The sequence below is a fragment of the Streptomyces sp. NPDC041814 genome, assembly GCF_055590565.1.
Window position 1 is genome coordinate 241854 of the sequence record NZ_JBVJAM010000006.1, and the last position, 26076, is coordinate 267929.

The following is a 26076-nucleotide window of genomic DNA, read 5'->3' on the forward strand; positions in this document are numbered from 1 at the left end:
GGCCGCGGAAGGCGGGAGCAGCATGTACGGGTACGGCGGTAACGGGCGGGGCCTGGGGCGGGTCCAGGGCGAGGGCAGCAGCCTGCGGGACCTCGCGCGACAGCACGCCCTGCTGCCGCTGCGGATCTTCCTCGGCGTCACCTTCGTGTACGCCGGGCTCGACAAGCTCACCGACAGCGCGTTCTTCCACGCGTCCGGCTCCGGGTCGATCGGCGAGCAGATGCACGCCGTCCGCGACTCCGCCGCCATCCCCGGCCTGGTCGACCTGGCGCTGAACAGCCCGTCCGGCTTCGGTTACGCGATCGCCATCGGCGAGCTGGCCGTCGGCATCGGGACCCTCCTCGGCCTGTGGACGAGGATCGCCGCGCTCGGCGGCGCCCTCATCTCGCTGAGCCTGTGGCTCACCGTCAGCTGGCAGGTCTCCCCGTACTACCTCGGCAACGACCTCGTCTACCTCATGGCGTGGCTGCCGCTGCTGCTGGGCGGGGCCCCGTCGCTCTCGCTGGACGCGCTCCTCGCCACGCGCCGGCGGCGGATCCGGTAGCCGATCCAGGTCGCCCACGCGGCCGTCCACAGCCCGCCGCAGAGCAGCGCGACGAAGAACTGCGGCGGGGCGTCCCAGGCGCCCGCCGCGTCCGCCGCGTATCCGGCGGCCAGGGCCAGCATCACCAGGCCCGTGACGGCCCGCCCCGGCCGGAACTCATGACGCGGCACGGTTGACCTCCACCTGTCCGTAGTCCACTTCGAGATCCAGGTCGAGGGTGCCGCCCGGGGTGCTGCCCTCGGCAGGGGGCAGCGTCTTGCGCTGGTCCTGCGTGGCGCGGATGTCCAGATCGCCCTTGTGCCGCCCGTCCACCACGACGAGCGCGCCGAACCGGGTCCGGGCATGCACCCGGACGGTGACCTCCGGCGGGACGTGCACGAGCACCCGGCCCGCCCGCGCCTCCACCCGGGTCCGCACGGTCTCGCCCTTCGGCACCGTGATCCGGGTCAGGTCCAGCTCGGCCTGGCCCGAGCCGATCGCGTACAACGGCTGGACCGCGGCGACGGACGCCGGGCGCCACTCCTCGCGCACCCAGTGCGTGCCGATGTCCTTGGGCAGCGAGGCGGCGCCCACCAGCAGCCCGGACGTGATCACCGCCAGCAGCAGCGTGCCGAAGCCGGTCCGCCCGATGAACGCGCTCACCAGGATCGCCAGCCCGAACACCCCGAGCGCGGCGGCGAACCCGACCTCCAGGCTCGTGCCCATCGGCTGGGACCCCCAGGTCAGCCCCGTACCGAGGCCGCCCGCGAGCAGCGCGGCGAGGAACGCCGGGCCGGCGATGGACCGCGGTCCCCGCACCTCCCGCGACCGGGGCGGCGGCGGACGGAACGGCGCGTCGGGGGTCGCCTCGCGCGGCTCGTCGAGGCCCGCGGCGTCGTGCGGCCCCCAGAGGTAGCCGATCGCCACCTTCCCGGTCGACCCGTCCTTGACTATGGGGTCCCGCCACCACGACGGCCACGACAGCACCGGCGGGGCCTTCACCTCGGGCGGTGCCTCCGACGCCGCCTGGGTCGCCGCCTGGTGCAGCGGGTCCTCCGGACCGGCCTTCTTGCTCGCCTGCGTCCACATGGAGAAGCCGAGGACCGCGAGCGACAGCATCGCGGAGAACGCCAGCGTGCCGCCGTTCCCCAGCATCGACAGGAAGAGACCGCAGCCGATCAGCGCGCACAGCACCGCACTCAGCGACGCCAGCTCGACCCGCCCCGAAAGCAGCCGCCGCGCCTCGTTCTCGTCCTCGCCCTCCACCGGGATCAGCAGCCAGGCGAAGCCGTAGAAGATCAGCCCGAAGCCACCGGTCACCGACAGCACTCCGAGCACGATCCGGAAGATCACCGGATCGACGTCGCAGTACCGGCCCAGCCCGCCGCACACCCCCGCCACCACCTTGTGCCGCGGGCTGCGGTGCAGGCGCGGGGCGGGGTCCTGGGGAGGGGCGGCGCCGGGCGGCGCGTCCTGGGGAACGGTCATGGCTCCATGGTGACGGCCCTCGCGCCCCACCGGCACCCGGCCCGACCCTGGCCGGTCCCTGATATTGGCCCGGCCGTCCCTCAGGGGTGCCCGGCCCCCGCCCCGGCCCCACCCCGCCCCGCGTCCCGGTCGTCTCAGGGTCGAAGTGGGGGCCGACCCTGATGCCCTCACCCGTACGCGCATGTGACGATCGGACCATGCCAGCCGCCACGACCCGAGCCGCAAGCTCCCACGCCCCCGACCCGGAGGAGCCTCCGCTGCGCAAGCTGTACCGCAGCGCGGACGGCCGGCTCCTCGGCGGAGTCGCGCGCGGACTCGCCGGACACCTCGGACTCCCGGTCGTCTGGCTCCGGTTCGTCTTCCTCGGCCTGTTCTTCGCGGACGGCCTCGGCGCCCTGCTGTACGCGGTGTTCTGGATCGTGGTCCCGCTCGGTGTCGGCGGTGTGGACGGCCCCAGATCCGTCTTCGAGACCGCCCCCGACGGCACCCGGCGCCTCCGCAAACCCGACAAAGGCCAGGTCTTCGCCCTCATCGCGCTGCTCGTCGGCGCCGTCGTCTTCGTCGGCAACGTCGACATGGGCAGCAAGGCCGACCGCTACATCTGGCCCAGCCTCCTCATCGGCGCCGGGTCCGTCCTGGTCTGGCGGCAGGCCGACAACGCCCGCCGCGCCCGCTGGATGGAGGTCGGCCGCCGCCGCCGCGTGCTGCAACTGGCCCGCGCCCTGGCCGGAGTCGCCCTCGTCGGCCTCGGCCTCGCCGTCTTCATGGTCGTACGCGGCTCCGCCGCCCAGCTCGGCAACGTCATCACCGCCGCCATCGCCGTGCTCACCGGCATCGCCCTCCTCGCCGGCCCCTACCTCGTCCGCATGACGCAGGACCTCTCCGAGGAACGCCTCATGCGCATCCGGGCCCAGGAGCGCGCCGAGGTCGCCGCCCACGTCCACGACTCCGTCCTGCACACCCTCACCCTGATCCAGCGGAACGCCGACGACGCCGGAGAGGTCCGCCGGCTCGCCCGCTCCCAGGAACGCGAGCTGCGCAACTGGCTGTACAACCCCGAGGGCACCGGCAAGGACGAGGACGACGAGCCCGAGACGCTGGCCGAGGCCGTCAAGCGGGCCGCCGCCGAGGTCGAGGACAAGCACGGCGTCCCGCTGGAGGTCGTCGTCGTCGGCGACTGCCCGCTGGACGAGAAGCTGGCCGCGCAGATGCAGGCCGCACGCGAGGCGATGGTCAACGCCGCCAAGTACGGTGGCGAGGGCGGGGCCGTCCAGGTCTACGCGGAGGTCGAGGGCCGCACGGTCTTCGTCTCCGTGCGCGACCGGGGCCCGGGATTCGACCTGGACTCCGTACCGGGGGACAGAATGGGCGTACGAGAATCGATCATCGGCCGGATGCAGCGCAACGGCGGCACGGCCCGGCTGCGTTCGGTGCCCGGCGGGGGCACCGAGGTCGAGCTTGAGATGGAGAGGACGAGCGATGAACGGGACCAGTGAGGCGACCGGGGGCCGGGAGAACCCGGAGCGCCGGGTACGAGTCGTGCTCGTCGACGACCACCGGATGTTCCGCACCGGCGTACAGGCCGAGATCGGCCGCACCGAGGAGACCGGCGTCGAGGTCGTCGGCGAGGCGGCCGACGTCGACCAGGCGGTCACCGTCATCACCGCCACCCGCCCCGAGGTCGTCCTCCTCGACGTCCACCTCCCCGGCGGCGGCGGCGTCGAGGTGCTCCGCCGCTGCGCGCCCCTGATGGGCGCCGCCGAGAACCCGGTGCGTTTCCTCGCGCTCTCCGTGTCCGACGCCGCCGAGGACGTCATCGGCGTCATCCGGGGCGGCGCCCGGGGCTACGTCACCAAGACGATCACCGGCACCGACCTGGTCGACTCGGTCTTCCGGGTCCAGGACGGCGACGCGGTCTTCTCGCCCCGCCTGGCCGGCTTCGTGCTCGACGCCTTCGCCTCGACGGACGCGCCCCCGGTCGACGAGGACCTGGACCGGCTGACTCAGCGCGAGCGCGAGGTGCTGCGCCTGATCGCCCGGGGCTACGCGTACAAGGAGATCGCCAAGCAGCTGTTCATCTCGGTGAAGACGGTCGAGTCCCACGTCTCGGCGGTGCTGCGCAAGCTCCAGCTCTCCAACCGCCACGAACTCACCCGCTGGGCGACGGCGCGACGGCTGGTCTAGGGCGTGTCCGGCGGATCAGGGCCTTTCCTTCGGATCAGGCCGGGTCGAGCGAGATGTTCAGCTTCTCGCCGATCCTGCGGTAGCCGATGGACGCGTAGATCCGCTCCACATCGGCGTCGCCCGGCTCCAGCCACACCACCCGGCAGCCCCGCTCGAACGCGGTGCGGGTCAGGTGGGCGGAGAGCGCGGCGCCGATGCCCCGGCGGCGGAAGTCCGCGCCGACCGCCAGGCCCGCCAACTCGCTGAGCCCGTCCACCGGGACCGAGCAGCCGCCCGCGCCCGCCGGGGTGCCGTCCACCGTCGCGAGTGCGGCGACTCCGCCGCCCGCCGCCGCGTTGCGCAGCCACTCCGCCGTGCCCTCCTCGGGCTCGCCCTCCCCGCCGTAGCCCAGGTGCTGGACGAGCGCGGCGGCGGCGAACTCCGCGTCGGTGGCGGGCTCCGCCACGGCAAGGTCCGCGACCGGCTTCGGGTCCACCAGGTCACCGGGGGCGCAGGCCATGATCGGGGCCCGGTTCTCGACGGTGAACCCGGCTGCGAGCAGCGCCGGTTCGACGGCGGGCGCCCAGCCGGGCAGGAACTCCAGCCGGGGCATCCGGTCCCGCTCGCGGAACGCCGCTATGAGCGCGTCGAGTTCGCCGGGCGTCGGCTCGGCCCCCTGGTCCGGGATCGCGTAGTTGGCGTACTTCAGCGACCAGCCCGGGTTGTAGCGGATCACGAACGGCCCGACGCGGACGTGGTCCGGGGAGCGCAGGGTGAGCGTGCGGGCGTGGGTCTGGACGTCGGCGTCCATGGGCATGTTCGGGTGTCCTTCGGGCCGTTGAGTTCGAGGGCCCGGAGCCTATGCCACCCGGGTCGCCCCCGCGAAGGGCATTTCGTCGATGGGCGCGATCCGGACCGGGGCGCCGGGGCGCGGCGCGTGGATCATCCGGCCGTTCCCGATGTACAGGCCGACGTGGCTGACGCCCGAGTAGAAGAACACCAGGTCCCCGGGGGCCAGTTGGGACCGCGGCACCCGCTGCCCGGCGTTGATCTGGGTGTACGTGGTCCGGGGCAGTGACACCCCGGCGGCGCGCCAGGCGGCCTGGGTGAGCCCGGAACAGTCGAAGGAGTTGGGCCCGGTCGCGCCCCACACGTACGGCTTGCCCAGGGCGCCGTATGCGAAGGCGACCGCCTGGGCGGCGCGCGAGTCGGGCGCGGCGACGGCGGCGCGCGGGGCGCCGCGGTCGGCGTGACCGGCCCCGCGCCCGTCCTCGGAGGCGTTGTAGGAGGCGCGCTCGGCCGGGGTGAGGCGGGCGAGGAGGCGACGGGCCTCGGCCAGCTTGGCGCGGACGGTCGCCCGGTGCTCCTTCAGGGCGGCCTGCCGGGAGGCCAGCTCGGTGAGCTTCCCGGCCGCCTCGGCGCGCACCTGGGCGATCTCCGCGACCTGGCGGCGCACCGAGCGCACCTCGGCGGCCCGGCGCTCCCCGGCCCGCTCCGCGTAGGTGGCCCGACGCAGGTACTGGTCCGGGTCGGAGGAGAGCGCCAGCTGCACTGAGGGGTCGATCCCGGCGGAGCGGTACTGCGCGGCGGCGTACGCGCCGAGCACGTCGCGGGCGGTGTTGAGGCGGGCGGTCCTGCGGGCGGCCTCGTCGCGCAGGGCGTCGACCGATTTCGCGGCGGCGGTCGCCTCGGACTTCGCGCCGTTGTACTTCTCGGTGGCGACCTCCGCCTCCCGGTACAGCCGGTCCACCTGGGCCTTGACCTGCCGGGCGGTGGGCGCGGGGTCCGCGTGCGCGGCTCCCGGCAGCACGGCGGCCGTCGCGGCTCCGGCGACGGCGAGGGTCGCCGCGGTGCGGGCCGCGGAGGCGGTGGTGAGGCGCTGCCTGGGTTTGCGATGCGCTGCCACGGGGGCGGGCGTCCTTCCGTGCGACGGCCCGGCGGGGTCTACCGGCGGGATTCTCCGGTGGCCGGCGAGGACGGTTCTGGTCCACGGCCACCGGGAAGGGACGCTAATCCGAGGTCACGGGAAGGTGTCGTTATGACCGCTATTGCCTGCTCTTGGCGTGGCATTGTCACCGGATGACCGCTCGTGGCGCATGGGTGACCGGGAAAAGGGTCACAGAATCAGGCAAAAAGTGCATTCATCATTCAAGCGGTCCGTAGGCCCCACCCTGCCCGGAGCGGTCCGGGGAGAGGGCTCTAGGGTGCGGAACCATGCGCGTACTCATCGATTTCGTCGTCGCCCTGCACATCATCGGCATCGCCGCCCTGCTCGGCGGCTTCCTCGGCCAGATGAAGGCGATGAAGGCCGGCACCGCCCGGTTCGTCCCCGGCATGCTGCACGGCGCGCTGACCATGCTCGTGACCGGCATCGCCCTGGTCGGCCTGGACCAGGCCGACGACCACCCCGTGAACAACGTCAAGATCGGCATCAAGCTGCTGTTCCTGGTCGTGATCCTGGGGCTCGTCTACGTCAAGCGGGACGAGGAGAAGGTCGAGAAGGGGGCCTTCGCGGCGGTCGGCGCGCTGACCCTGGCGAACATCTTCATCGCGACGCTCTGGACCTGAGCGGCCATGCCGGGCCGGCCCCGCGCGGGCCGGCCCTGCTCCCCGGTCAGGCCGGGCGCACACTCCCGTAGATCGGCATGTAGTAGATCGACTCCTCGCGCACATTCGCCCCGGGCTTCGGCGCGTGGATCATCATCCCGTCGCCCTTGTAGATCCCGACGTGGCTGATGTCGTCGTAGAAGAACACCAGGTCACCGGGTTGCAGATCGGCCGTGGCGATCCGCGTCCCGACGTTCACCTGGTCCCAGGTGGTGCGCGGGATGTCCACGCCCGCCGCCTTCCAGGCCGCCTGCGTCAGCCCCGAGCAGTCGTACGAGGCGGGGCCGGTCGCCCCCCAGACGTACGGCTTGCCGATCTGGGCGCGGGCGAACGCGAGAACCTTCTCCGCCTTCGTGGAGGCGCTGCTCCCGGAGTCCGTACCCGTGCCCGTGCCCGAACCCGAACCCGAACCCGTCTCCGTACCGCTGCCGCCCGACTCCTCGGCCTTCCGCTCGGCCTCCTTACGGGCGGCGGCCTGCTTCTTCGCCAGCTCCGCGGCCTTGCGCTCGGCCTCCGCCTCCTTCTTGCGCTCCAGCTCCGCCAGCCGCGCCTTCTCCTCGGCGGTCAGCTTCGACAGCAGCGTCCGGGCCTCGGTCAGCTTCGTCTGGACGTTCTGCTTGCTGGTGCGCAGCGCGGCCTGCGACTCGGTCAGCGTCTCCAGGCTCTCGACGGCCGCGGCCCGCTGCTCGGACGCCTTCGCCTGCTGCGTACGGAACTCCGTGACCGCCTGCTGCTGGCGCTCGGCCATCCGGTCCATGAGGTGCGTCTGGTCGAAGAACGACTGCGGGTCGTCGGCCAGGAAGAAGGTCGCGGTCGGCGCGAGGCCGCCGTTGCGGTACTGGGCGGCGGCGTAGTTGCCCAGGGTCCTGCGGGCGTCGTTCAGCTTCTCGGTGCGCTTGGCCACGTTGTCCAGGAGCGTGTCGACCTTGGACTTCTGCTTGTCCGTGGCCTCCTTGGCCTGGTTGTACTTCTGGGTCGCGCTGCCGGCCTGCCGGTAGAGGTCGTCCACCCTCTTCTGGACTTCCTTGATGCTCGGCTTCGGCGTGGGCGCGGCCATCGCGCTCTGCGAGGACAGCAGGGTCACCGAGGCCAGCGCGGCCGAGGTCAGCCCGACAGCGGGGACGGTGGAGCGCACCCGGGTGCGCGGTTTGCGATGCGACGCCAAGGCCGGCATCTCCTTCCGTGGACCGCCTACCGGGTTAGCTGTCGGGTTCGGGCGGAACGGAAGGCTGCCCTACGGTCCCGTGGGGGAAGGACCGATTCACCCCGGTGCTGCGTGTGGGTCCCCGGTTCCGGGCGGGCCCGGATTCGGCGCGGCGGCCCGCTCGGCGTAGGTCGCCTCTGGGGGTACGGGCCGTCCGAACGTGCACGCTAGCCAACGCATGGGGCCGCTGTGAAGGTTGGTGTGCGATATGCCCGATACATTTCCGTGACCTTTTGGGAGCGGGGCTCTCTGTCAGTGGAGAGCTTTAGACTCGGACAGCGATGAGCAGCCTCTTTGACGACAGTTTCCTGGCCGGCCTCCAGCAGGAGGAGGACGCGCCCCCGCCGCCCCCCGAGGACTCCGCACCCGAAGCGGTGCCGGAGGACCTTTTCGCGGGCGTGTTCGACGGGCCCCCGCCGCCCCGGGACGCGTACTACCGCGACGGTGCGCACCGCCCCGTCATCGACCCCGAGGCGCTGCTCGACGGGCTGAACACCGAGCAGCGCGCCGCCGTCGTGCACGCCGGGTCACCCCTGCTCATCGTCGCGGGCGCCGGCTCCGGCAAGACCCGGGTGCTCACCCACCGCATCGCCCACCTGCTGGCCGAGCGGGGCGTCCACCCGGGCCAGATCCTGGCGATCACCTTCACCAACAAGGCCGCCGGCGAGATGAAGGAGCGCGTCGAGCAGCTGGTCGGGCCCCGGGCCCACGCGATGTGGGTCATGACCTTCCACAGCGCCTGCGTCCGCATCCTGCGCCGCGAGTCCAAGAAGCTCGGCTTCACGTCCTCGTTCTCGATCTACGACGCGGCCGACTCCAAGCGGCTCATGGCCCTGGTCTGCCGCGACCTGGAGCTGGACCCGAAGCGCTACCCGCCGAAGTCCTTCACCGCCAAGGTCTCCAACCTCAAGAACGAGCTCATCGACGAGGAGACCTTCGCCGGGCAGGCGGCCGACGGCTTCGAGAAGACCCTGGCCCAGGCGTACGCGATGTACCAGGCCCGGCTGCGCGAGGCCAACGCGCTGGACTTCGACGACATCATCATGACGACGGTCCACCTGCTCCAGGCGTTCCCGGACGTCGCCGAGCACTACCGCCGCCGCTTCCGGCACGTCCTCGTCGACGAGTACCAGGACACCAACCACGCCCAGTACACGCTGGTACGCGAGCTGGTCGGCCCGGCCGGTCCGGAGAACGCCCCCGCCGAGCTGTGCGTCGTGGGTGACGCGGACCAGTCGATCTACGCCTTCCGGGGCGCGACCATCCGCAACATCCTCCAGTTCGAGGAGGACTACCCGGACGCGACGACGATCCTGCTGGAGCAGAACTACCGCTCCACCCAGACGATCCTGTCCGCCGCCAACGCGGTCATCGAGCGCAACGAGAGCCGCCGTCCCAAGAACCTCTGGACCAACGCCGGCACCGGCGCCCGCATCACGGGCTACGTCGCGGACACCGAGCACGACGAGGCGCAGTTCGTCGCCGAGGAGATCGACCGCCTCACCGACGCGGGGGACGCGAAGGCCGGCGACGTGGCCGTCTTCTACCGGACGAACGCGCAGTCCCGTGTCTTCGAGGAGATCTTCATCCGCGTCGGCCTGCCCTACAAGGTCGTCGGCGGCGTGCGCTTCTACGAGCGCAAGGAGGTCCGGGACGTCCTGGCCTACCTGCGGGTCCTCGCCAACCCCGAGGACACCGTCCCGCTCCGCCGCATCCTCAACGTGCCCAAGCGCGGCATCGGCGAGCGCGCCGAGGCCATGATCGACGCGCTCTCGCTGCGCGAGAGGATCACCTTCCCGCAGGCGCTGCGCCGCGTGGACGAGGCGTACGGCATGGCCGCCCGCTCCGCCAACGCCGTGAAGCGGTTCAACACGCTGATGGAGGAGCTGCGCACCGTCGTGGAGTCCGGTGCTGGCCCCGCCGTGGTGCTGGAAGCGGTCCTGGAGCGTACGGGCTATCTCGCCGAGCTCCAGGCCTCCACCGACCCGCAGGACGAGACCCGCATCGAGAACCTCCAGGAGCTCGCCGCCGTCGCCCTCGAATTCGAGCAGGACCGGGGCGAGGAGGAGGGCGCGGGCACGCTCGCGGAGTTCCTGGAGCAGGTCGCGCTCGTCGCCGACTCCGACCAGATCCCCGACGAGGACACCGACGGCTCCGGCGTCATCACGCTGATGACCCTGCACACCGCGAAGGGCCTCGAATTCCCGGTCGTCTTCCTGACCGGCATGGAGGACGGCGTCTTCCCGCACATGCGGGCGCTCGGCCAGGTCAAGGAGCTGGAGGAGGAGCGCCGCCTCGCGTACGTCGGCATCACCCGCGCCCGCGAGCGGCTGTATCTGACCCGGGCCGCCATGCGCAGCGCCTGGGGCCAGCCCTCGTACAACCCGCCGTCGCGGTTCCTGGAGGAGATCCCGGACCAGCACCTCGACTGGAAGCGGAAGGGCCCGATGGCCGCCCCGGCGGGCCCCACCTCGGGGATCACCTCGTCGCTCTCCGCCTCCCGCGCCCGCTCCGGCCCCTCCGGCTTCGCGACCCGGCGGACCTCGGACAAGCCGACGATCACGCTGGTGGCGGGCGACCGGGTCACGCACGACCAGTTCGGCCTGGGCACGGTGACGGCGGTCGAGGGCGTCGGCGACCAGGCGAAGGCCACGGTCGACTTCGGCGACGACCGCCCCAAGAAGCTGCTCCTGCGGTACGCGCCGGTGCAGAAGCTCTGAGGAACGAGCGGCGGCCGGAGCCCCCGAGGCCCCGGCCGCCGCTCGTTTCCGTCCGCTCAGGTCGGGTTGACCCCGTGACCGCGCAGCCACGGCAGCGGGTCGATCGCCGCGCCGCCGCCCGGACGCACCTCGAAGTGCATGTGCGGGCCGGTCGAGTTCCCGGAGCTCCCGGAGTACGCGATGACGTCACCGGCCTTGACCGGGCCCGAGCGGATACGGGTGCTGCTGAGGTGGCAGTACCAGGTCTCCGTGCCGTCGGCCATGGTCACGATGGCCATGTTGCCGTAGGCGCTGTTGTACTGCGTACGGACCGTGCCGTCGGTCGCCGCCATCACCGGGGTGCCGTACTGGACGGGGAAGTCGATGCCCGTGTGCACGGACATCCAGTTGACGCCCGCCTGCCCGAAGTAGGCGCTCAGCCCGTGCTGCTTGACCGGCAGCACGAACTTGGGGCGCAGGGCCTCCTTGCGGGCGGCCTCCGCCTCGCGCTTCTTCTTCTCGGCGGCCTGCCGCTCCTTCAGGTCGATGCGTTCCTGGGTGCGGCTGGCGCGGTCCGCGAAGTTCTCGGCGTCGGCGCTGAGGCTGGCGAGCTGGTTGTCCAGCTTGTTGTTGGCCGCGACCGGCTTGACCGTGCCGGGGTCGGCGGCGGCCATGGTGGTCGTCGCGTCCTTCTTCGTCTCACCGTCGCCCATGCCGCTCACGGAGGCGGCGGCGATCCCGGCCACGCTCATCACGCAGGCGGAGGGAACAGCGACGGTGAGGAGTGCGGAGCGCTTCGCGGGGGAACGCCTGCGGCTGCGTCCGCCCCGGCGGGGCGCGGCGGGGGCGAGATCGGGGTGGGGCTCGGCGGCCTCGTCCGGCTCGACGTCGTCGGCGGCGCGGCGGTGGGGCTCGTACGGGTCGTAGTCGCCGTGCTCGTACGAGTCGTAGGTCTCGTAGCTCTCGTACGTCTCCGAGGGGGCGGCCTGTTCGGCTTCGTTCGAGGCGGCCGGGCTTTGCACATTTTGCTCTTCGTGCCCGGGCGTGGCGTCGGTGTTCCAGGCGGTGGCGTCGTACACGCCGGTGTCGTACGTCCCCGTGTCGTCCGAGGGCCACGCGGTCGCGGCGGCGGTCCAGGTGGTGGTGTCCCACTGACCGGAGTCGTAGCCGTCTGCCGGCACCCAGGCCGTGGCGGTGTCGTACTGCGGGTGCTGCTGGGCCTGGTAGCCGTGGTGGGCACCGGTGTCCCACTGGGTGGTGGCGTACGCGCCGCCGTATCCGGTCTCACCGCCGGTGTACGGGATGCCGTAGCCCTGCGAGGTGTCGTACGAGGCGTCGTAGGCGCCGTCGTAGGTGACGCCGGTGCCGGGCAGGGAGCCGAAGAGCGGGTCCGTCTCGAAGCTGCCCGTCTCGAAGCTGCCTGTGGAGTAGCCGTCGTATCCGGCATACCCGGCGTGGGGGTGCTGGTCGTTCACCAACTTCTCTCTCGCCTCGGCAGCAGGACCAGGTTCCGGGGGCGTGGGGACCCCGGGAGAACTGGCGGCGACTGTACCCGGCGGTATCCGCAGTCGACAATCTTCGACGGCGCCGGGGCGCGCGGGAAAACGGGCAATCGGCCGTCTTTCGGCGGTGCCCCCACAGAGCCTTGGCTCTATGTTCGAAGTTTGTTCGGTTTAGGCGGCGGGGGTGGCGCGGGTGGTTCCGGGCTCGGATCCTGGCGCGCTGCCGGGGGCCTCCGGGGCGGGCTCCGCCTCGTCCAGCGCCTGCCGCACGGCCGCCGCGACGGCCGGGTGCACCGGCAGGGCGAGGTGGCCGATGCCGGTGACGCGTACGTTGACCGCGTCCAGGTCCGGGTGGTCGACGCAGGCCGCCTCGGCGGGGACGATCACCCGGTCGAGTTCGCTCCAGAAGCTGACGAACCGGGTGCGGCAGCCGGGCGCGGGCAGCCGCAGCTCCTCGACGGGGGCCGAGCCCTCGCGCATCTGCCGCACGATGGGCAGCGCCCCCGCCAGCGGGGCGACGGCGGTCCCGGAGTGCGGTGTGCCCAGCGTGACGAGGGTCCGCACCCGGCGGTCACCGGCCAGCCGCTGCACGTAATAGCGCGCGATGAGGCCGCCGAGGCTGTGGCCCACGATGTCGACCCGGTGGTGGCCGGTGCGGGCGCAGATCTCCTCGATGTGCCGGTCCAGCAGCTCGGCGGCCGTACGGATGTCGCTGGTCAGCGGGGAGTAGTTGAGCGACTCCAGATGGAGCCAACCGTGCCGGGCCAGGGAGCGGCGCAGCAGGACGAAGACGGAGCGGTTGTCGATGAAACCGTGAAGAAAGACGACGGGCGGCCGGTCGGCGGGCGCGATGTCCGTGGCGCGGGCGGGCTCGGCGTCCTCCTCCGCCTGAGGCCGGGCGGGGTGGCGCTCACCGGCGATCCCGGTCGGATACAGCAAGGCATGCCCGGCGAGCACGACGAACTCCAGGGCGGTCGCCCTCAGCAGTGCGGCCTGGGGGGCGGGGAACGGCAGGCTGGGGGTCTTCATGGTCGGCCTCCTGCTCCGGGCGGGCGCCGCGCCGGCGGACCGCGGCCCGTGCGGAGGGAGGCCCGTACCACCGTGCCGTGCGGCTGACGGCGCGGTGATACGGCGACCCGGTGCGGCTCCCCGGGCGCCCGGCCCCGCCCGGCGAAGCCGCCGGGGGGCGGGTCGGTGCCCGTGAACAATGTCCCATGTGTGATTTCCCCCTCCCGGCGCACCGCGAAACGGCGGCTTGCGGGATGCTGTGGATAACGTTCGTTCACATCCCCGGCCCTTCAGGCACGGGAGACGCATGTGGAGGCAGTGATGGGTGTGACCGGTCCGATCCGTGTGGTGGTGGCCAAGCCGGGCCTCGACGGCCATGACCGCGGGGCGAAGGTGATCGCGCGGGCGCTGCGCGACGCGGGTATGGAGGTCATCTACACCGGCCTGCACCAGACGCCCGAGCAGATCGTGGACACGGCGATCCAGGAGGACGCCGACGCGATCGGCCTCTCGATCCTCTCCGGCGCGCACAACACGCTCTTCGCCAAGGTGATCGCACTCCTCAAGGAGCGCGACGCGGCGGACATCAAGGTCTTCGGCGGCGGCATCATCCCGGAGGCCGACATCGCCCCTCTGAAGGACCAGGGCGTCGCCGAGATCTTCACCCCGGGCGCGACGACGACGGCGATCGTCGACTGGGTCAACGCGAACGTCCGCCAGACCGCGGAGGCGTAGGGCGCCTGGGGCGCCGGAGGCGCCGGGGTCCGGAGGCGCCGAGGTCCGGAGGCGTCGGGGTCCGGGGTGACCCGGTCCGTGGGCGCTGCGGGCCGGGGCGGCCGGGCGGGCTGTGCGCCGGCGGGCGGGCCGTCTGCCGCTGCGGCGGGCAGGCCCGGAGAGCGCCCGCGACGTGTGACGCCGGACCTGGGCCGGGCGGGCGCCGGGCACCCCGGGCCGCGGCCTCCGCGCTTGCCGCGCCGGGCGGGCGGCCCGTTTCGGCGCCGCCCTCCCGCGACCGGGCCCGCTGGGCGGCCGTTCCGCAGCCGTCCCCCTTTGGGCGACCCGCGCACTCGCGGGGCGGCCCGCGTCGGCTCCGCGCCCGGGCGGAGCCGGTGCGGGCGTGGGCGCCCGGGAGGCTTCGGTCCGCGCCCAGCGGGCCGGGCGGCCCGGGGTCACCGCATCGGGGCCCCGGACAGCTCGCTGTCCATCGTGGCGCGCAGGCGCAGCGTGGAGACCAGGCGTTGGAACGCCTCCGTCCAGTAGCCGTTGGCGCCGGGGGAGGCGTCCGCCGGCTCGGCCGGGGTCGTCGTCAGGACCTCCAGGCGGGCCGCCTCCGCCGGGTCGAGGCAGCGTTCGGCGAGTCCCATGACACCGCTGAAGCTCCACGGATAACTGCCCGCGTCCCTCGCGATGTCGAGCGCGTCGACCACGGCCCGGCCGAGCGGCGGCGCCCACGGGACCGGGCAGACCCCCAGCAGCTGGAACGCCTCCGACAAACCGTGCGCGGCGACGAAATCCGCCACCCACACGGCCCGCTCCTCCGGAGGCAGCACCGCCAGGAGCTTCGCCCGCTCGGCGAGCGACGCCGTACCGGGGCCGTTCGACGGGGGCGTCGACGGCGGACCCAGCAACGCCCGCGCCCACGCGGCATCGCGCTGCCGCACGGCCGCCCGGCACCAGGCCGCGTGCAGCTCCTCGCCCCAGCCGTCCGCCACGGGCAGGCCCACGATCTCCGCCCCGTCGCGCCCGCCGAACCGCGCGGGCCAGACGGAGAGCGGGGTCGCCTCCACCAACTGGCCCAGCCACCAGGACCGTTCGCCCCGGCCGGACGGCGGGATCGGCACCACTCCGTCCCGCTGCATCGCCTCGTCGCACTCGTGCGGCGCCTCCACCGCGACGAACGGCTCGTCGCCGGTGAGCCCCGGGCTCACACAGGACAGTGCCCGGTCCGCCATCCGCCGGGCCAGCGCCGAACCGGGCAGCGCGGACAGCAACTCGGCCGCCGTCGCCCGGACATTGCGGCTGCGGTCCGCGAGCGCCCGCTCCAGGAACTCCTCGTCGTCGGCGGACAGCCCGGTGCGCAGCGAGTCCACGAACATCAGCCGGTCCTCGGCCCGTTCCGTCTTCCACGTGGTGGCCAGCAGCACGCGGGCGGCCTGCGGGTCATGCGCCCGGACGGCCCCGAGCAGCGCGATCCGCTCCGCGAACAGCCCCTCCTCCCACAGTCGGCGCACCGCCTCCGCGTCGTCCGGCGAGGGCAGCAGCGCGCTGCCGGAGGCCCCGCGCAGCGCGAACTTCCACTCCGGGTTCAGCCCGGCCAGCCACAGGCCGCGCGGCCCGGCGAACTCCAGGGTCTGCGGGCGCAGATCGGTGCGGGCCCGGGCCGCGTCCAGCAGGGCGGGCAGTGCGGAGTCCGGCGCCCGGTAGCCGTGCAGGTTGGCGGTGGCCAGCCACTGCGGGATCAGCTCCGTCAGGTCCGGGGCCGCGCCCCGCCTGCCGCCGGAGCCCGCCGCCCGGTCCGCCAGGAGCTGGGCCAGCCGGCCGCGGGCCGCTTCGGGCAGGGGCGGCCGGGGGTCGTCGGGCGCCGCGGCGGGGCGCGGGAACGCGGCGGCGGGCAGCAGCCCCGCGCGCCGCCGCACGGTGTGCAGCGCGGCGGCGTCCAGCAGCGCGGCGGCCGCACCGTCCGGACCGGCGCCGGGGACGCCCTCGGGCGGCCGGCGGTCCGTGCCGAGCAGAGCCGAGGTGACCAGCTCCTCCCAGGGCACGGGCGCCGCCTGTGCGGCGACTGCGGGGGTGGCGGCTGGTGTGGTCGTACGGGACATCGCCCCTCCTCGGGAGCCGGACTACGGAGTCAGATGAGCGTGACGGTCTCGAAGCCGCCGGGCGGGGCGGCCGGCACGGATACGCCGGCCCCGGCCCGCGAGAGCGAGGCGGCGGCGGCCGTGGGCGCGGCGGCCCCACCCTCGGCGGACGCCCCGGAGGGCCCCCGGCTCGCGGGCCCGGCCACCACCGCCCCGCCCGCCACGGCCCCCGCCGCCCACGCCGCCAGCGGGTCGAAGCCCCGGTGGCCGCACTCACCGAAGACCGTGAGCGGGGCGCCGCCCGAGACCGCGACGAGCTTCCAGAGCGACGGGCGGTTCAGCGCGGCGGGCGTCACAGGCAGGGCCTCCCGGCCCTCCGCGTCCACCAGTTGCCAGCCGTCCGGGGACGGCGCCGGTACGACGTCGCGCAAGGTCACCGGCCAGGACTCCGCCCACGGGTCGTCGGTCAGGGCCCGCCCGTACGCGGCGATCGCCTCGGAGACCGTGACACCCGGCGGAGGCGTAACGGCGGGCGCGGGCGCGGCGAAGCGTTCGCCCAGCTCGGCCCGGAGCTGCCCGGACCCCGGATGGGGCGTCAGCACAGCGTCGATCGTGACGCCCACGGGCAGGGCCTGGGCGGGGGAGCGGCCGGCCGCCCCGAAGGACAGCAGCAGCGCCGTGCGCCCCGACTCCACCCCGTACAGCCAGATGCGGCGGGCGACGATCTTGCCCTCGGGGGTGTCGTACTGGGCGAGGACCAGCCAGCGGTCGCGGACCGGCGGGCCCTCCGGGGACGCCGGCAGCCCCACCCGCGTGCGCACCGTGGCCGCGAGCGCGGGCGGCAGCCGGTCGCGGCCCAGCCAGGCCGTGTCCAGCAGATGGAGCAGCGCGCACTCCTCCAGGAGCCGCACCGGCCAGCCCGGGCCGGACGCCGGAACGGCACCCAGCTCCCGCACCCGGCCCGCGAGACCGGGCGCCTGCGCGTCGACCATGCGGGCCGCCGTCTCCTCCCACAGCCCGTACCCCGACTGCTCGGCCGCCGCGAGGCCGCCCCGCAACAGGTCGGTCAGCCGCTGCTCCAGCTCCCGCGCACCGCCCCCGATCCGCTCGGCGCGCTTCTCCGCCCGCTTGCGCGCGGCCTCCGGATCGGCGGGTCCCGCCGCCCCCTCGCCCCCGGCGGGCCGCGCCTTCGCCTCCACGCGGGCGCGGCGGCCGGCCAGCCATTCCTCAGCCCAGTCCGGCGGCGACCCGGCGGGCACCGCCGCGTCGTCGGCCGCGCGGAGCAGCAACAGCCCCAGTGCGTGCTTGCACGGGAACTTCCGGCTGGGGCAACTGCACTTGTACGCGGGGCCATTGGTGTCGACCACCGTCCGGTACGGCTTGCTCCCGCTCCCCTTGCACAGCCCCCACACCGCACCCGTCGCCCCGCACCCGGTCTCCGACCAGGAGCCGGCCGCACCGAGCTTGTTCCCCGCCTTGCGTGAGGCGTCGTCAGGAGCCAGGGCCAGCACCTGCTCCACCGTCCAGCGCGCGGCCGAGGCAGCGGCGCCCAAGGGTTCTCCCCCGTCAGTCAGCAGCATGCCAACGACGTTAGGTGGCCCCACTGACAATCGCTCTGACCTGCGCGAAGGCCGATTGTCAGTGCCATGGTGCACGGTGGAACCACATCCGGCCGACCGACTTGGCGACCGATCCGGAGGGGGATCCATGACCGTGTCCGAAACCACCCAGGCGAGCACAGGCGAGGCTCTGCGCCCGCATGCCGAGGACGCCTTCGCCGACGAGCTGAAGGCGCTCGCGGCAGCCGACGACCGCCCCAGGCCCGAGCGCTGGCGCCTGTCGCCCTGGGCCGTCGCGACGTATCTGCTCGGCGGCACGCTGCCCGACGGCACCGTCATCACGCCCAAATACGTGGGTCCGCGCCGCCTCGTCGAGGTCGCCGTCACCACGCTCGCCACCGACCGGGCGCTGCTGCTCCTCGGCGTCCCCGGCACCGCCAAGACCTGGGTCTCCGAGCACCTGGCCGCCGCCGTCAGCGGTGACTCGACGCTGCTCGTCCAGGGCACCGCGGGCACCCCGGAAGAGGCCGTCCGCTACGGGTGGAACTACGCGCAGCTGCTCGCCAACGGCCCCAGCCGGGACGCGCTCGTGCCCAGCCCGCTGATGCGCGCCATGTCCCAGGGCATGACCGCCCGCATCGAGGAACTGACCCGCATCCCCGCCGATGTGCAGGACTCGCTGATCACGATCCTCTCCGAGAAGACCCTCCCGCTGCCCGAGCTGGGACAGGAGGTCCAGGCGGTGCGCGGGTTCAACGTCATCGCGACCGCCAACGACCGCGACCGTGGCGTCAACGAGCTGTCCAGCGCGCTGCGCCGCCGGTTCAACACCGTGGTCCTGCCGCTGCCCGCCACCCCGGAGGCGGAGGTCGACATCGTCTCCCGCCGCGTCGACCAGGTCGGCCGCTCGCTCGACCTGCCGCCCGCGCCCGACGGCCTCGCCGAGATCCGACGAGTCGTCACGGTCTTCCGCGAACTGCGCGACGGCGTCACCACCGACGGCCGCACCAAGCTCAAGTCCCCCTCCGGGACGCTCTCCACGGCCGAGGCCATCTCCGTCGTCACCAACGGCCTCGCGCTCGCCGCCCACTTCGGGGACGGCGTGCTCCGGCCCGGGGACGTCGCGGCCGGCATCCTCGGCGCCGTCGTCCGCGACCCGGCGGCGGACCGGGTCATCTGGCAGGAGTACCTGGAGACCGTGGTGCGCGAGCGGGACGGCTGGAAGGACTTCTACCGCGCCTGCCGGGAGGCGTCCGCATGACCGGCACCCGCGGAGCGGGACCGCTGCTGCTGGGGGTGCGGCACCACGGCCCCGGCTCGGCCCGCGCCGTCCGCGCCGCCCTCGACACGGCGAACCCCCGGGCGGTCCTCATCGAGGGCCCGCCCGAGGGCGACGCGCTGCTGCCGCTCGCGGCCGACGAGGAGATGCGGCCCCCGGTCGCCCTGCTCGCCCACGCGGTGGACGACCCCGGCCGGGCGGCGTTCTGGCCGTTCGCCGCGTTCTCGCCCGAGTGGGTCGCGATCCGCTGGGCCCTGGCCCGGGACGTGCCCGTCCGCTTCATCGACCTGCCCGCCGCGCACTCGCTGGCCATGGAGGCCGACGCGGACCGCGACGAGGACGCCCCCGGGGAGGAGCCGGCCGAGCGGCCCGTTCCCGTCGATCCGATCCGGGTGCTCGCCGAGACCGCCGGGTACGACGACCCCGAGCGCTGGTGGGAGGACGTGGTCGAGCACCGCGTCCCCGGCAGCGCCGCGGCGGCCGGACCGCTCGACGCGTTCGCCGCGCTCGGCGAGGCGATGACCGCGCTCCGCGAGGCGTACGGCGACGGCGGGCACCCCAGGGACGCGGTGCGGGAGGCGTACATGCGCATCCAGATCCGTACGGCCGCCAAGGAGTTCGGCGAGGAGTTCGCCGTGATCTGCGGCGCCTGGCACGTCCCCGCCCTGCGTACGCGGACGACGCTCACCGCCGACCGGGCCCTGCTCAAGGGCCTGCCCAAGGCCAAGGCCGAACTGACCTGGGTGCCCTGGACCCACCGCAGGCTCGCCCGGCACAGCGGTTACGGCGCGGGCATCGAGTCGCCCGGCTGGTACGAGCACCTCTTCGACGCCCAGGACCGCCCCATCGAACGGTGGATGACGAAGGTCGCCGGGCTCCTGCGCGACGAGGACCGGTTCGTCTCGTCCGCCCACGTCATCGAGGCCGTCCGGCTCGCCGGGACGCTCGCCGCGATGCGCGGCCGCCCGCTCGCCGGGCTGAGCGAGACGACCGACGCGATCCGGGCCGTCATGTGCGAGGGCTCCGACGTGCCCCTCGCGCTCGTCCACGACCGCCTCGTCGTCGGTACCGCGCTCGGCGAGGTCCCCGACACGGCCCCCGCCGTCCCCCTCCAGCGCGACCTCACCCGGCAGCAGCGCACCCTGCGCCTGAAGCCGGAGGCCGACGAGCGGGAGATCGAGCTCGACCTGCGCAAGGACACCGACGCCTCCCGCAGCCGCCTGCTGCACCGGCTCCGTGTCCTCGGTATCGGCTGGGGCGAACCGGCCGCGGGGCGGGGGAGCACCGGCACCTTCCGGGAGAGCTGGCGGCTGTGCTGGGAGCCCGAGCTGTATGTGCGCGTCGCCGAGGCGGGTGTCTGGGGCACCACCGTGCTCTCCGCCGCCACCGCCCGCGCCGAGTCCGACGCCCTGGCCGCGACCGCGCTCGCGGACGTGACCGCGCTGGCCGAGCGCTGCCTGCTCGCCGATCTGCCGGACGCCCTGCCGGTCGTGATGCGGGCCCTCGCCGACCGCGCCGCGCTGGACGCCGACGTCGGCCACCTCGCGGACGCCCTGCCCGCCCTCGCCCGCACCCTGCGCTACGGAGACGTCCGGGCCACGGACACCACCGCGCTCGGCGAGGTCGCGGCCGGCCTCGCGGAACGGATCTGCGTGGGCCTGCCCCCCGCCTGCACCGGGCTCGACGCCGACGGGGCGGAGGCGCTGCGCCGTCAGGTGGACGGCGTCCACACCGCGATCGGGCTCCTCGCCGGAGCCGTCCCTTCGAGCGCGGACGGGCTGCGGACGCGGTGGCGCGCGGTGCTGCACAAGCTCACCGTCCGGGACACGGTCGCGGGCGTCATCCGGGGCCGGGCGGCCCGCCTGCTCCTGGACGACGGCCACCTCGACCAGGACGCCGCCGCCCGGCTGATGGGCCTCGCCCTCTCCCCGGGCACCCCGCCGGCCGACGCCGCCGCCTGGATCGAGGGCTTCGTCGGCGGGGCGGCGGGCGGCGGCATGCTCCTCGTCCACGACGAACGGCTGCTCGCCCTGGTCGACTCCTGGCTCACCGGAGTCCCCGCCGACACGTTCACCGATGTGCTGCCCCTGCTGCGGCGCACCTTCTCCGCGTACGAACCGGGTGTCCGGCGCACCCTCGGCGACCTCGTCCGGCGCGGCCCGGCCCCCGCCGGGGCGACGGGGGGCGGCTCCCCGTCGGGCGTGGACGCGACGGCCCCGGGCTTCGGCCCGGTCCTGGACGCGGCCCGCGCGGACGCGGTGGTCCCGGTCCTGCGCCTGCTCCTCGGCCTGGACGAGGCCCCGGCGCCCACGGCTCCCGCCCACCACGACCACACACCACTGGGGGAGACGGCATGACGACCACCACGGACACCGCCCACGACGAGCGGCTGCGCCGCTGGCGCCTGGTGCTGGGCGCCGACAGCGAAGAGAGCACCGGGCGCCGGCTCACCGGCCGCGACGCCGCGATGGACCAGGCGCTCACCGCGCTCTACGAGAGCGGGGGACGGCCCGGCGGCCGGAGCGGCGGCGGGCGCTCCGCCGGACTCGGAGCCTCCGCGCCCTCCGTGGCCCGCTGGCTCGGCGACATCCGGACGTACTTCCCCAGCTCCGTCGTCCAGGTCATGCAGCGCGACGCCATCGACCGCCTCGGCCTCTCCGCGCTCCTGCTCGAACCGGAGATGCTGGAAGCCGTCGAGGCCGACGTCCACCTCGTCGGCACGCTGCTCTCGCTCAACAAGGCCATGCCCGAGACGACGAAGGAGACCGCCCGGGCCGTGGTCCGCAAGGTGGTCGAGCAGCTGGAGAAGCGGCTCACCACCCGCACCCGGGCCACCCTCACCGGCGCGCTCGACCGGTCGGCGAAGGTCACCCGCCCCCGCCACCACGACATCGACTGGGACCGGACCATCCGGGCCAACCTCAAGAACTACCTGGAGCTGCCCGGCCGGGACGGCGCCGGCACGATCGTCCCCGAACGGCTCATCGGCTACGGCCGGGCCGCCCAGTCCGTGAAGAAGGACGTCATCCTCTGCATCGACCAGTCGGGCTCGATGGCCGCGTCCGTGGTCTACGCGTCGGTGTTCGGTGCCGTGCTCGCCTCGATGCGCTCCCTCCGGACCCGGCTGGTCGTCTTCGACACGGCGGTGGTCGACCTCACCGACCAGCTGGACGATCCCGTGGACGTCCTGTTCGGCACCCAGCTCGGCGGCGGCACCGACATCAACCGCGCCCTCGCCTACTGCCAGTCCCGGATCACCCGCCCGGCCGACACCGTCGTCGTGCTCATCAGCGACCTGTACGAGGGCGGCATCCGCAACGAGATGCTGAAGCGGGTCGCCGCGATGAAGGCGTCGGGGGTGCAGTTCGTGACGCTGCTCGCCCTCTCCGACGAGGGCGCCCCGGCCTACGACCGCGACCACGCGGCGGCGCTGGCCGCCCTCGGGGCCCCCGCCTTCGCCTGTACGCCGGACCTCTTCCCGGACGTCATGGCCGCCGCGATCGAGAAGCGCCCGCTGCCGGTTCCGGATACGGAGAACGCCCCCACCAGTGGGATTCTGTGACCGTAATCACCGCCCAGGTGTGATCTGCGATTTAGGGTCACACCGGCCTCGGGGATAACCTGCGAGATGGACATGCCGCGTATCCGGTCACCGTGTGCGCCTTCCTAGTGACACCGCAGTCACGTTGCCCCTCGCGGCACGCCCACGCAGAAAACCAACCGCGAGACCATTGATAAGGGACGGACGCGCGTGGACCTGTTCGAGTACCAGGCGAGGGACCTCTTCGCCAAGCACGGTGTACCGGTGCTGGCCGGTGAAGTCATCGACACGCCTGAGGCAGCCCGCGAGGCGACCGAGCGGCTGGGCGGCAAGTCGGTCGTCAAGGCGCAGGTGAAGGTCGGCGGCCGCGGCAAGGCCGGCGGCGTCAAGCTGGCGGCGAACGCCGACGAGGCGGTCGCCCGCGCGACCGACATCCTCGGCATGGACATCAAGGGCCACACGGTCCACAAGGTGATGATCGCCGAGCTGTCGCCGGAGATCGAGGCGGAGTACTACGTCTCGTACCTGCTCGACCGCACCAACCGCACCTTCCTGGCCATGGCCTCGGTGCAGGGTGGCATGGACATCGAGGAGGTCGCGGAGAAGACCCCCGAGGCCCTCGCGAAGGTCCCCGTCAACGCCGTCGACGGTGTCGACATCGCCAAGGCCCGCGAGATCGTGGCCCAGGCGAAGTTCCCGGCCGACGTGGCCGAGGGCGTCGCCGAGGCCCTGGTCACCCTGTGGGACACCTTCGTCGCCGAGGACGCGCTCCTGGTCGAGGTCAACCCGCTGGTGAAGACCAAGGACGGCCGCATCCTGGCCCTGGACGGCAAGGTCTCGCTGGACGAGAACGCCGACTTCCGCCAGCCGGAGCACGAGGCACTTGAGGACAAGGCCGCGGCCAACCCGCTTGAGGCCGCCGCCAAGGCCAAGAACCTCAACTACGTCAAGCTCGACGGCGAGGTCGGCATCATCGGCAACGGCGCCGGTCTGGTCATGTCGACCCTGGACGTCGTCGCGTACGCCGGTGAGAACCACGGCAACGTGAAGCCCGCCAACTTCCTCGACATCGGTGGCGGCGCCTCCGCCGAGGTCATGGCGAACGGCCTGGAGATCATCCTCGGCGACCCGGACGTCAAGTCCGTGTTCGTCAACGTCTTCGGTGGCATCACCGCCTGTGACGAGGTCGCCAACGGCATCGTCCAGGCCCTGGAGCTGCTGAAGTCGAAGGGCGAGGACGTCACCAAGCCCCTCGTCGTCCGCCTCGACGGCAACAACGCGGAGCTGGGTCGCAAGATCCTCTCCGACGCCAACCACCCGCTGGTCCAGCGCGTGGACACCATGGACGGCGCGGCCGACAAGGCCGCCGAGCTCGCCGCGGCTGCGAAGTAAGGAAGAGGGACTCAGACCACCATGGCTATCTTCCTCACCAAGGACAGCAAGGTCATCGTCCAGGGGATGACCGGCGCCACGGGCATGAAGCACACCAAGCTCATGCTCGCCGATGGCACCAACATCGTCGGCGGCGTCAACCCGCGCAAGGCCGGCACGACCGTCGACTTCGACGGCACCGAGGTCCCCGTCTTCGGCTCCGTCGCCGAGGCGATGGAGAAGACCGGCGCGAACGTGTCCGTCCTCTTCGTGCCGCCGGCCTTCTCGAAGGCCGCCGTCGTCGAGGCGATCGACGCCGAGATCCCGCTCGCCGTCGTGATCACCGAGGGCATCGCCGTCCACGACTCGGCCGCCTTCTGGGCGTACGCCGGCTCGAAGGGCAACAAGACCCGGATCATCGGTCCGAACTGCCCCGGCCTGATCACCCCCGGCCAGTCCAACGCCGGCATCATCCCGGGCGACATCACCAAGCCCGGCCGCATCGGTCTCGTGTCCAAGTCCGGCACGCTGACCTACCAGATGATGTACGAGCTCCGCGACATCGGCTTCTCGTCCGCCGTCGGCATCGGTGGCGACCCGGTCATCGGTACGACGCACATCGACGCCCTCGCGGCGTTCGAGGCGGACCCCGAGACCGACCTGATCGTCATGATCGGCGAGATCGGCGGCGACGCCGAGGAGCGTGCGGCCGACTTCATCAAGGCCAACGTCACCAAGCCGGTCGTCGGTTACGTCGCGGGCTTCACCGCCCCCGAGGGCAAGACCATGGGCCACGCCGGCGCCATCGTCTCCGGCTCCTCCGGCACCGCGCAGGCCAAGAAGGAGGCCCTTGAGGCCGCCGGCGTGAAGGTCGGCAAGACGCCGACCGAGACCGCCAAGCTGGCGCGCGAGATCCTCGGCGCCTGACCCCGGCGCCGCGCTCGCGCGGCAGGGTGTCACCGTACGCACGACGCGGGCCCGTCCCCCTCACCCGGGGGACGGGCCCGCGTCGTCGTGCGCGCCGGACCGGTTCAGCCGGCCTCGGGCACCAGCCGGGCGGGGCCGTGGAAGACCTCGTCGGCGAGCTTCTTCCGCAGCTTGACGTCCTGCGGCGTCAGCTTCTGCGGGCCCCCGACCGGAGGCACCCCGCCGACCTTCTGGGCGGGCGCCGGGGGCGTCTCGTACTTCCGGGGGGCCGTCGCCAGGGTGATCAGCGTCAGCCCGACGATGAGCACGGTGAACGCGATGGCCGTCCGGGCCCACAGCTGTGCCTTGCGTTCGCTGCCGGTACGGATCAGCTCCGGCACCGGGAGCGAGGCGGCGGGCCGGCTGCGGGCGAGGGTGCCCAGGTGTTCATGGATCAGCGCGGCCTGCCCGTCCGGTGCGTCGGACTCCGCGATCACGGGCAGCCGCTCGGCGACCGCCGCTCGCGCGGTCACCAGCCGCCCGGCCGCCGCCCGGGTGCTCGCCTCGGTCTCCGCCGCGGTCTCCGGCAGCCCAAGGCCCACCCCGTCGTGCAGCACCAGCGTGCGGCGGTACGAGGGGGGCAGGGCCAGGAGTGCGTCCAGCAGCGCCCGCGAGTCCGGGGCCTCGGGCGGCGGGTCGGGGCGCCGGTGCTCCCGGTTCAGCCGACGCCACGGGGACATCGCGTACTCGTAGGCGGCGGCGCGCACCCAGCCGACCGGGTCCCGGTCCACCGCGACCTCCGGCCACCGCTCCCAGGCCAGCTCGAACGCCTTGGTCACGGCCGCGCGGGACAGGGCGCGCTGCCCGGTCAGCAGATAGGTCTGCTGGAAGAGGGCCGCGGCGGCGTACTGGTACAGCGCGTCGAAAGCTGCGGCGGGCGCGTCGTCGGCGGGACCGATGTCCGGCTCGCCGGGAGGCACCTCGGGTACAGCAGGCGCCTCGGACGCCACGGACGCCTCGGACACCACAGACACCACAGGCGCCTCGGACACCTCGGGACCACCAGGCACCTCGGGCGCACCAGGCACCTCGGGCGCCCCAGACGCCTCGGACGCCTCGGGCACCACAGGCGCCTCGGGCGGGACCGGCGGCGGGGGCGGCGGGGTGGCGGCGACCGCCCCGATCAGCCGGGCGTACGCCTCGCGCTTGCGGCCGCGCGGGCTGCTGCGGCCCGTCTCCCAGGCCCGTACCGTCGCCCGGGTCACGCCGACGGCGGACGCGACCTGGTCCTCCGTCAGCGACAGCGCCTCCCGCAGCCTGCGCCGCTCCTTCGGCGAGGGCAGCGGAGGAGCGGCGGCCTTCTCGGACGTGCTCTGCGTCATGAGGGCCGCCCACACGGCCTGCACCGGGTGAAAAAGTACATAAACG

General features: G+C 73.5%; 21 protein-coding genes and 1 riboswitch. Of the genes, 11 read left to right on the forward strand and 10 right to left on the reverse strand.

Annotation, left to right across the window (positions count from 1 at the left end):
• Window positions 1–22: 22 nt before the first annotated feature.
• Window positions 23–544, forward strand: coding sequence for a DoxX family protein (locus tag ACZ6C6_RS17830; RefSeq protein ID WP_469203715.1), 522 nt, complete (start codon window positions 23–25; stop codon window positions 542–544).
• Here the strand turns inward: ACZ6C6_RS17830 and ACZ6C6_RS17835 are convergent.
• Complete coding sequence (locus ACZ6C6_RS17835) at window positions 451–714, reverse strand: hypothetical protein (RefSeq protein ID WP_469203717.1); 264 nt, start codon at window positions 712–714, stop codon at window positions 451–453. The two genes, ACZ6C6_RS17830 and ACZ6C6_RS17835, sit on opposite strands and share 94 nt — an antisense overlap.
• Window positions 701–2011, reverse strand: a complete 1311-nt coding sequence (locus ACZ6C6_RS17840) for a PspC domain-containing protein (protein ID WP_469203719.1) — start codon at window positions 2009–2011, stop codon at window positions 701–703. Before ACZ6C6_RS17840 ends, ACZ6C6_RS17835 begins: the two co-directional genes overlap by 14 nt.
• A 197-nt stretch (window positions 2012–2208) precedes the next feature.
• On the opposite strand from ACZ6C6_RS17840, the gene ACZ6C6_RS17845 reads away from it, so the two are divergent.
• Together ACZ6C6_RS17845 and ACZ6C6_RS17850 are read left to right on the forward strand one after the other, a co-directional pair.
• Window positions 2209–3507 carry a PspC domain-containing protein gene (locus tag ACZ6C6_RS17845; RefSeq protein ID WP_469203721.1) on the forward strand — a complete coding sequence of 433 codons (1299 nt, stop codon included), beginning with the start codon at window positions 2209–2211 and terminating at the stop codon, window positions 3505–3507.
• A complete protein-coding gene (locus ACZ6C6_RS17850; RefSeq protein ID WP_164398286.1) occupies window positions 3491–4195 on the forward strand; it encodes a LuxR C-terminal-related transcriptional regulator in 705 nt (234 codons plus the stop codon). Before ACZ6C6_RS17845 ends, ACZ6C6_RS17850 begins: the two co-directional genes overlap by 17 nt.
• 34 nt (window positions 4196–4229) lie before the next feature.
• On the opposite strand, the gene ACZ6C6_RS17855 is transcribed toward ACZ6C6_RS17850, so the two are convergent.
• Complete coding sequence (locus ACZ6C6_RS17855; protein ID WP_469203724.1) at window positions 4230–4991, reverse strand: GNAT family N-acetyltransferase; 762 nt, start codon at window positions 4989–4991, stop codon at window positions 4230–4232.
• A gap of 42 nt (window positions 4992–5033) precedes the next feature.
• On the reverse strand, window positions 5034–6080 hold the full coding sequence (locus tag ACZ6C6_RS17860) for a C40 family peptidase (protein ID WP_469203726.1): 1047 nt from the start codon (window positions 6078–6080) through the stop codon (window positions 5034–5036).
• Between the two features lie 308 nt (window positions 6081–6388).
• Here ACZ6C6_RS17860 and ACZ6C6_RS17865 point away from each other — a divergent pair, with 308 nt between their 5' ends.
• Window positions 6389–6742: a hypothetical protein gene (locus tag ACZ6C6_RS17865; protein WP_469203728.1), complete on the forward strand. Its 354-nt coding sequence runs from the start codon at window positions 6389–6391 to the stop codon at window positions 6740–6742.
• Window positions 6743–6788: 46 nt separating this feature from the next.
• Here ACZ6C6_RS17865 and ACZ6C6_RS17870 read toward each other — a convergent pair whose 3' ends face one another.
• Complete coding sequence (locus tag ACZ6C6_RS17870; RefSeq protein ID WP_469203730.1) at window positions 6789–7955, reverse strand: C40 family peptidase; 1167 nt, start codon at window positions 7953–7955, stop codon at window positions 6789–6791.
• Window positions 7954–8105: riboswitch (cyclic di-AMP (ydaO/yuaA leader) on the reverse strand. (Overlaps the previous gene by 2 nt.)
• 161 nt (window positions 8106–8266) lie before the next feature.
• Here ACZ6C6_RS17870 and pcrA point away from each other — a divergent pair.
• Window positions 8267–10705, forward strand: a complete 2439-nt coding sequence (gene pcrA, locus ACZ6C6_RS17875; protein ID WP_469203732.1) for a DNA helicase PcrA — start codon at window positions 8267–8269, stop codon at window positions 10703–10705.
• 56 nt (window positions 10706–10761) lie between these two features.
• On the opposite strand, the gene ACZ6C6_RS17880 is transcribed toward pcrA, so the two are convergent.
• Window positions 10762–12159, reverse strand: coding sequence for a M23 family metallopeptidase (locus ACZ6C6_RS17880; RefSeq protein WP_469203734.1), 1398 nt, complete (start codon window positions 12157–12159; stop codon window positions 10762–10764).
• A gap of 198 nt (window positions 12160–12357) precedes the next feature.
• Complete coding sequence (locus ACZ6C6_RS17885) at window positions 12358–13215, reverse strand: esterase/lipase family protein (RefSeq protein ID WP_469203736.1); 858 nt, start codon at window positions 13213–13215, stop codon at window positions 12358–12360.
• 300 nt (window positions 13216–13515) lie between these two features.
• Here ACZ6C6_RS17885 and ACZ6C6_RS17890 point away from each other — a divergent pair, with 300 nt between their 5' ends.
• Entirely contained in the window at window positions 13516–13929 is a 414-nt protein-coding gene (locus ACZ6C6_RS17890) for a cobalamin B12-binding domain-containing protein (protein WP_469203738.1), read from the forward strand.
• Window positions 13930–14363: 434 nt separating this feature from the next.
• Here ACZ6C6_RS17890 and ACZ6C6_RS17895 read toward each other — a convergent pair whose 3' ends face one another.
• On the reverse strand, window positions 14364–16013 hold the full coding sequence (locus tag ACZ6C6_RS17895; protein WP_469203740.1) for a DUF5691 domain-containing protein: 1650 nt from the start codon (window positions 16011–16013) through the stop codon (window positions 14364–14366).
• A gap of 29 nt (window positions 16014–16042) precedes the next feature.
• Window positions 16043–17572, reverse strand: coding sequence for an SWIM zinc finger family protein (locus ACZ6C6_RS17900; protein ID WP_469203742.1), 1530 nt, complete (start codon window positions 17570–17572; stop codon window positions 16043–16045).
• Window positions 17573–17699: 127 nt separating this feature from the next.
• Here ACZ6C6_RS17900 and ACZ6C6_RS17905 point away from each other — a divergent pair, with 127 nt between their 5' ends.
• The 5 genes from ACZ6C6_RS17905 (at window position 17700) to sucD (ending at window position 24669) form a co-directional block, all read left to right on the forward strand.
• Window positions 17700–18812 carry an ATP-binding protein gene (locus ACZ6C6_RS17905; protein WP_365678416.1) on the forward strand — a complete coding sequence of 371 codons (1113 nt, stop codon included), beginning with the start codon at window positions 17700–17702 and terminating at the stop codon, window positions 18810–18812.
• Window positions 18809–21187 carry a DUF5682 family protein gene (locus tag ACZ6C6_RS17910; protein WP_469203744.1) on the forward strand — a complete coding sequence of 793 codons (2379 nt, stop codon included), beginning with the start codon at window positions 18809–18811 and terminating at the stop codon, window positions 21185–21187. Before ACZ6C6_RS17905 ends, ACZ6C6_RS17910 begins: the two co-directional genes overlap by 4 nt.
• On the forward strand, window positions 21184–22392 hold the full coding sequence (locus tag ACZ6C6_RS17915) for a VWA domain-containing protein (RefSeq protein ID WP_469203746.1): 1209 nt from the start codon (window positions 21184–21186) through the stop codon (window positions 22390–22392). Before ACZ6C6_RS17910 ends, ACZ6C6_RS17915 begins: the two co-directional genes overlap by 4 nt.
• Before the next feature lie 189 nt (window positions 22393–22581).
• Window positions 22582–23763: an ADP-forming succinate--CoA ligase subunit beta gene (gene sucC / locus ACZ6C6_RS17920; RefSeq protein ID WP_469203748.1), complete on the forward strand. Its 1182-nt coding sequence runs from the start codon at window positions 22582–22584 to the stop codon at window positions 23761–23763.
• A gap of 21 nt (window positions 23764–23784) precedes the next feature.
• Window positions 23785–24669, forward strand: a complete 885-nt coding sequence (gene sucD / locus ACZ6C6_RS17925; RefSeq protein ID WP_445066920.1) for a succinate--CoA ligase subunit alpha — start codon at window positions 23785–23787, stop codon at window positions 24667–24669.
• Window positions 24670–24773: 104 nt separating this feature from the next.
• On the opposite strand, the gene ACZ6C6_RS17930 is transcribed toward sucD, so the two are convergent.
• Complete coding sequence (locus ACZ6C6_RS17930; RefSeq protein ID WP_469203750.1) at window positions 24774–26030, reverse strand: helix-turn-helix domain-containing protein; 1257 nt, start codon at window positions 26028–26030, stop codon at window positions 24774–24776.
• Window positions 26031–26076 lie beyond the last annotated feature (46 nt).

What these genes read in the sequence shown, in the direction of transcription:
- ACZ6C6_RS17830 (WP_469203715.1), top strand. Translation starts at nt 23, where the DNA reads ATGTACGGGTACGGCGGTAACGGGCGGGGCCTGGGGCGGGTCCAGGGC.
- ACZ6C6_RS17840 (WP_469203719.1), bottom strand. Translation starts at nt 2,011, where the DNA reads ATGACCGTTCCCCAGGACGCGCCGCCCGGCGCCGCCCCTCCCCAGGAC.
- ACZ6C6_RS17845 (WP_469203721.1), top strand. Translation starts at nt 2,209, where the DNA reads ATGCCAGCCGCCACGACCCGAGCCGCAAGCTCCCACGCCCCCGACCCG.
- ACZ6C6_RS17850 (WP_164398286.1), top strand. Translation starts at nt 3,491, where the DNA reads ATGAACGGGACCAGTGAGGCGACCGGGGGCCGGGAGAACCCGGAGCGC.
- ACZ6C6_RS17855 (WP_469203724.1), bottom strand. Translation starts at nt 4,991, where the DNA reads ATGCCCATGGACGCCGACGTCCAGACCCACGCCCGCACGCTCACCCTG.
- ACZ6C6_RS17865 (WP_469203728.1), top strand. Translation starts at nt 6,389, where the DNA reads ATGCGCGTACTCATCGATTTCGTCGTCGCCCTGCACATCATCGGCATC.
- ACZ6C6_RS17870 (WP_469203730.1), bottom strand. Translation starts at nt 7,955, where the DNA reads ATGCCGGCCTTGGCGTCGCATCGCAAACCGCGCACCCGGGTGCGCTCC.
- pcrA (WP_469203732.1), top strand. Translation starts at nt 8,267, where the DNA reads ATGAGCAGCCTCTTTGACGACAGTTTCCTGGCCGGCCTCCAGCAGGAG.
- ACZ6C6_RS17885 (WP_469203736.1), bottom strand. Translation starts at nt 13,215, where the DNA reads ATGAAGACCCCCAGCCTGCCGTTCCCCGCCCCCCAGGCCGCACTGCTG.
- ACZ6C6_RS17890 (WP_469203738.1), top strand. Translation starts at nt 13,516, where the DNA reads ATGGGTGTGACCGGTCCGATCCGTGTGGTGGTGGCCAAGCCGGGCCTC.
- ACZ6C6_RS17895 (WP_469203740.1), bottom strand. Translation starts at nt 16,013, where the DNA reads ATGTCCCGTACGACCACACCAGCCGCCACCCCCGCAGTCGCCGCACAG.
- ACZ6C6_RS17900 (WP_469203742.1), bottom strand. Translation starts at nt 17,572, where the DNA reads ATGCTGCTGACTGACGGGGGAGAACCCTTGGGCGCCGCTGCCTCGGCC.
- ACZ6C6_RS17905 (WP_365678416.1), top strand. Translation starts at nt 17,700, where the DNA reads ATGACCGTGTCCGAAACCACCCAGGCGAGCACAGGCGAGGCTCTGCGC.
- ACZ6C6_RS17910 (WP_469203744.1), top strand. Translation starts at nt 18,809, where the DNA reads ATGACCGGCACCCGCGGAGCGGGACCGCTGCTGCTGGGGGTGCGGCAC.
- ACZ6C6_RS17915 (WP_469203746.1), top strand. Translation starts at nt 21,184, where the DNA reads ATGACGACCACCACGGACACCGCCCACGACGAGCGGCTGCGCCGCTGG.
- sucD (WP_445066920.1), top strand. Translation starts at nt 23,785, where the DNA reads ATGGCTATCTTCCTCACCAAGGACAGCAAGGTCATCGTCCAGGGGATG.
- ACZ6C6_RS17930 (WP_469203750.1), bottom strand. Translation starts at nt 26,030, where the DNA reads ATGACGCAGAGCACGTCCGAGAAGGCCGCCGCTCCTCCGCTGCCCTCG.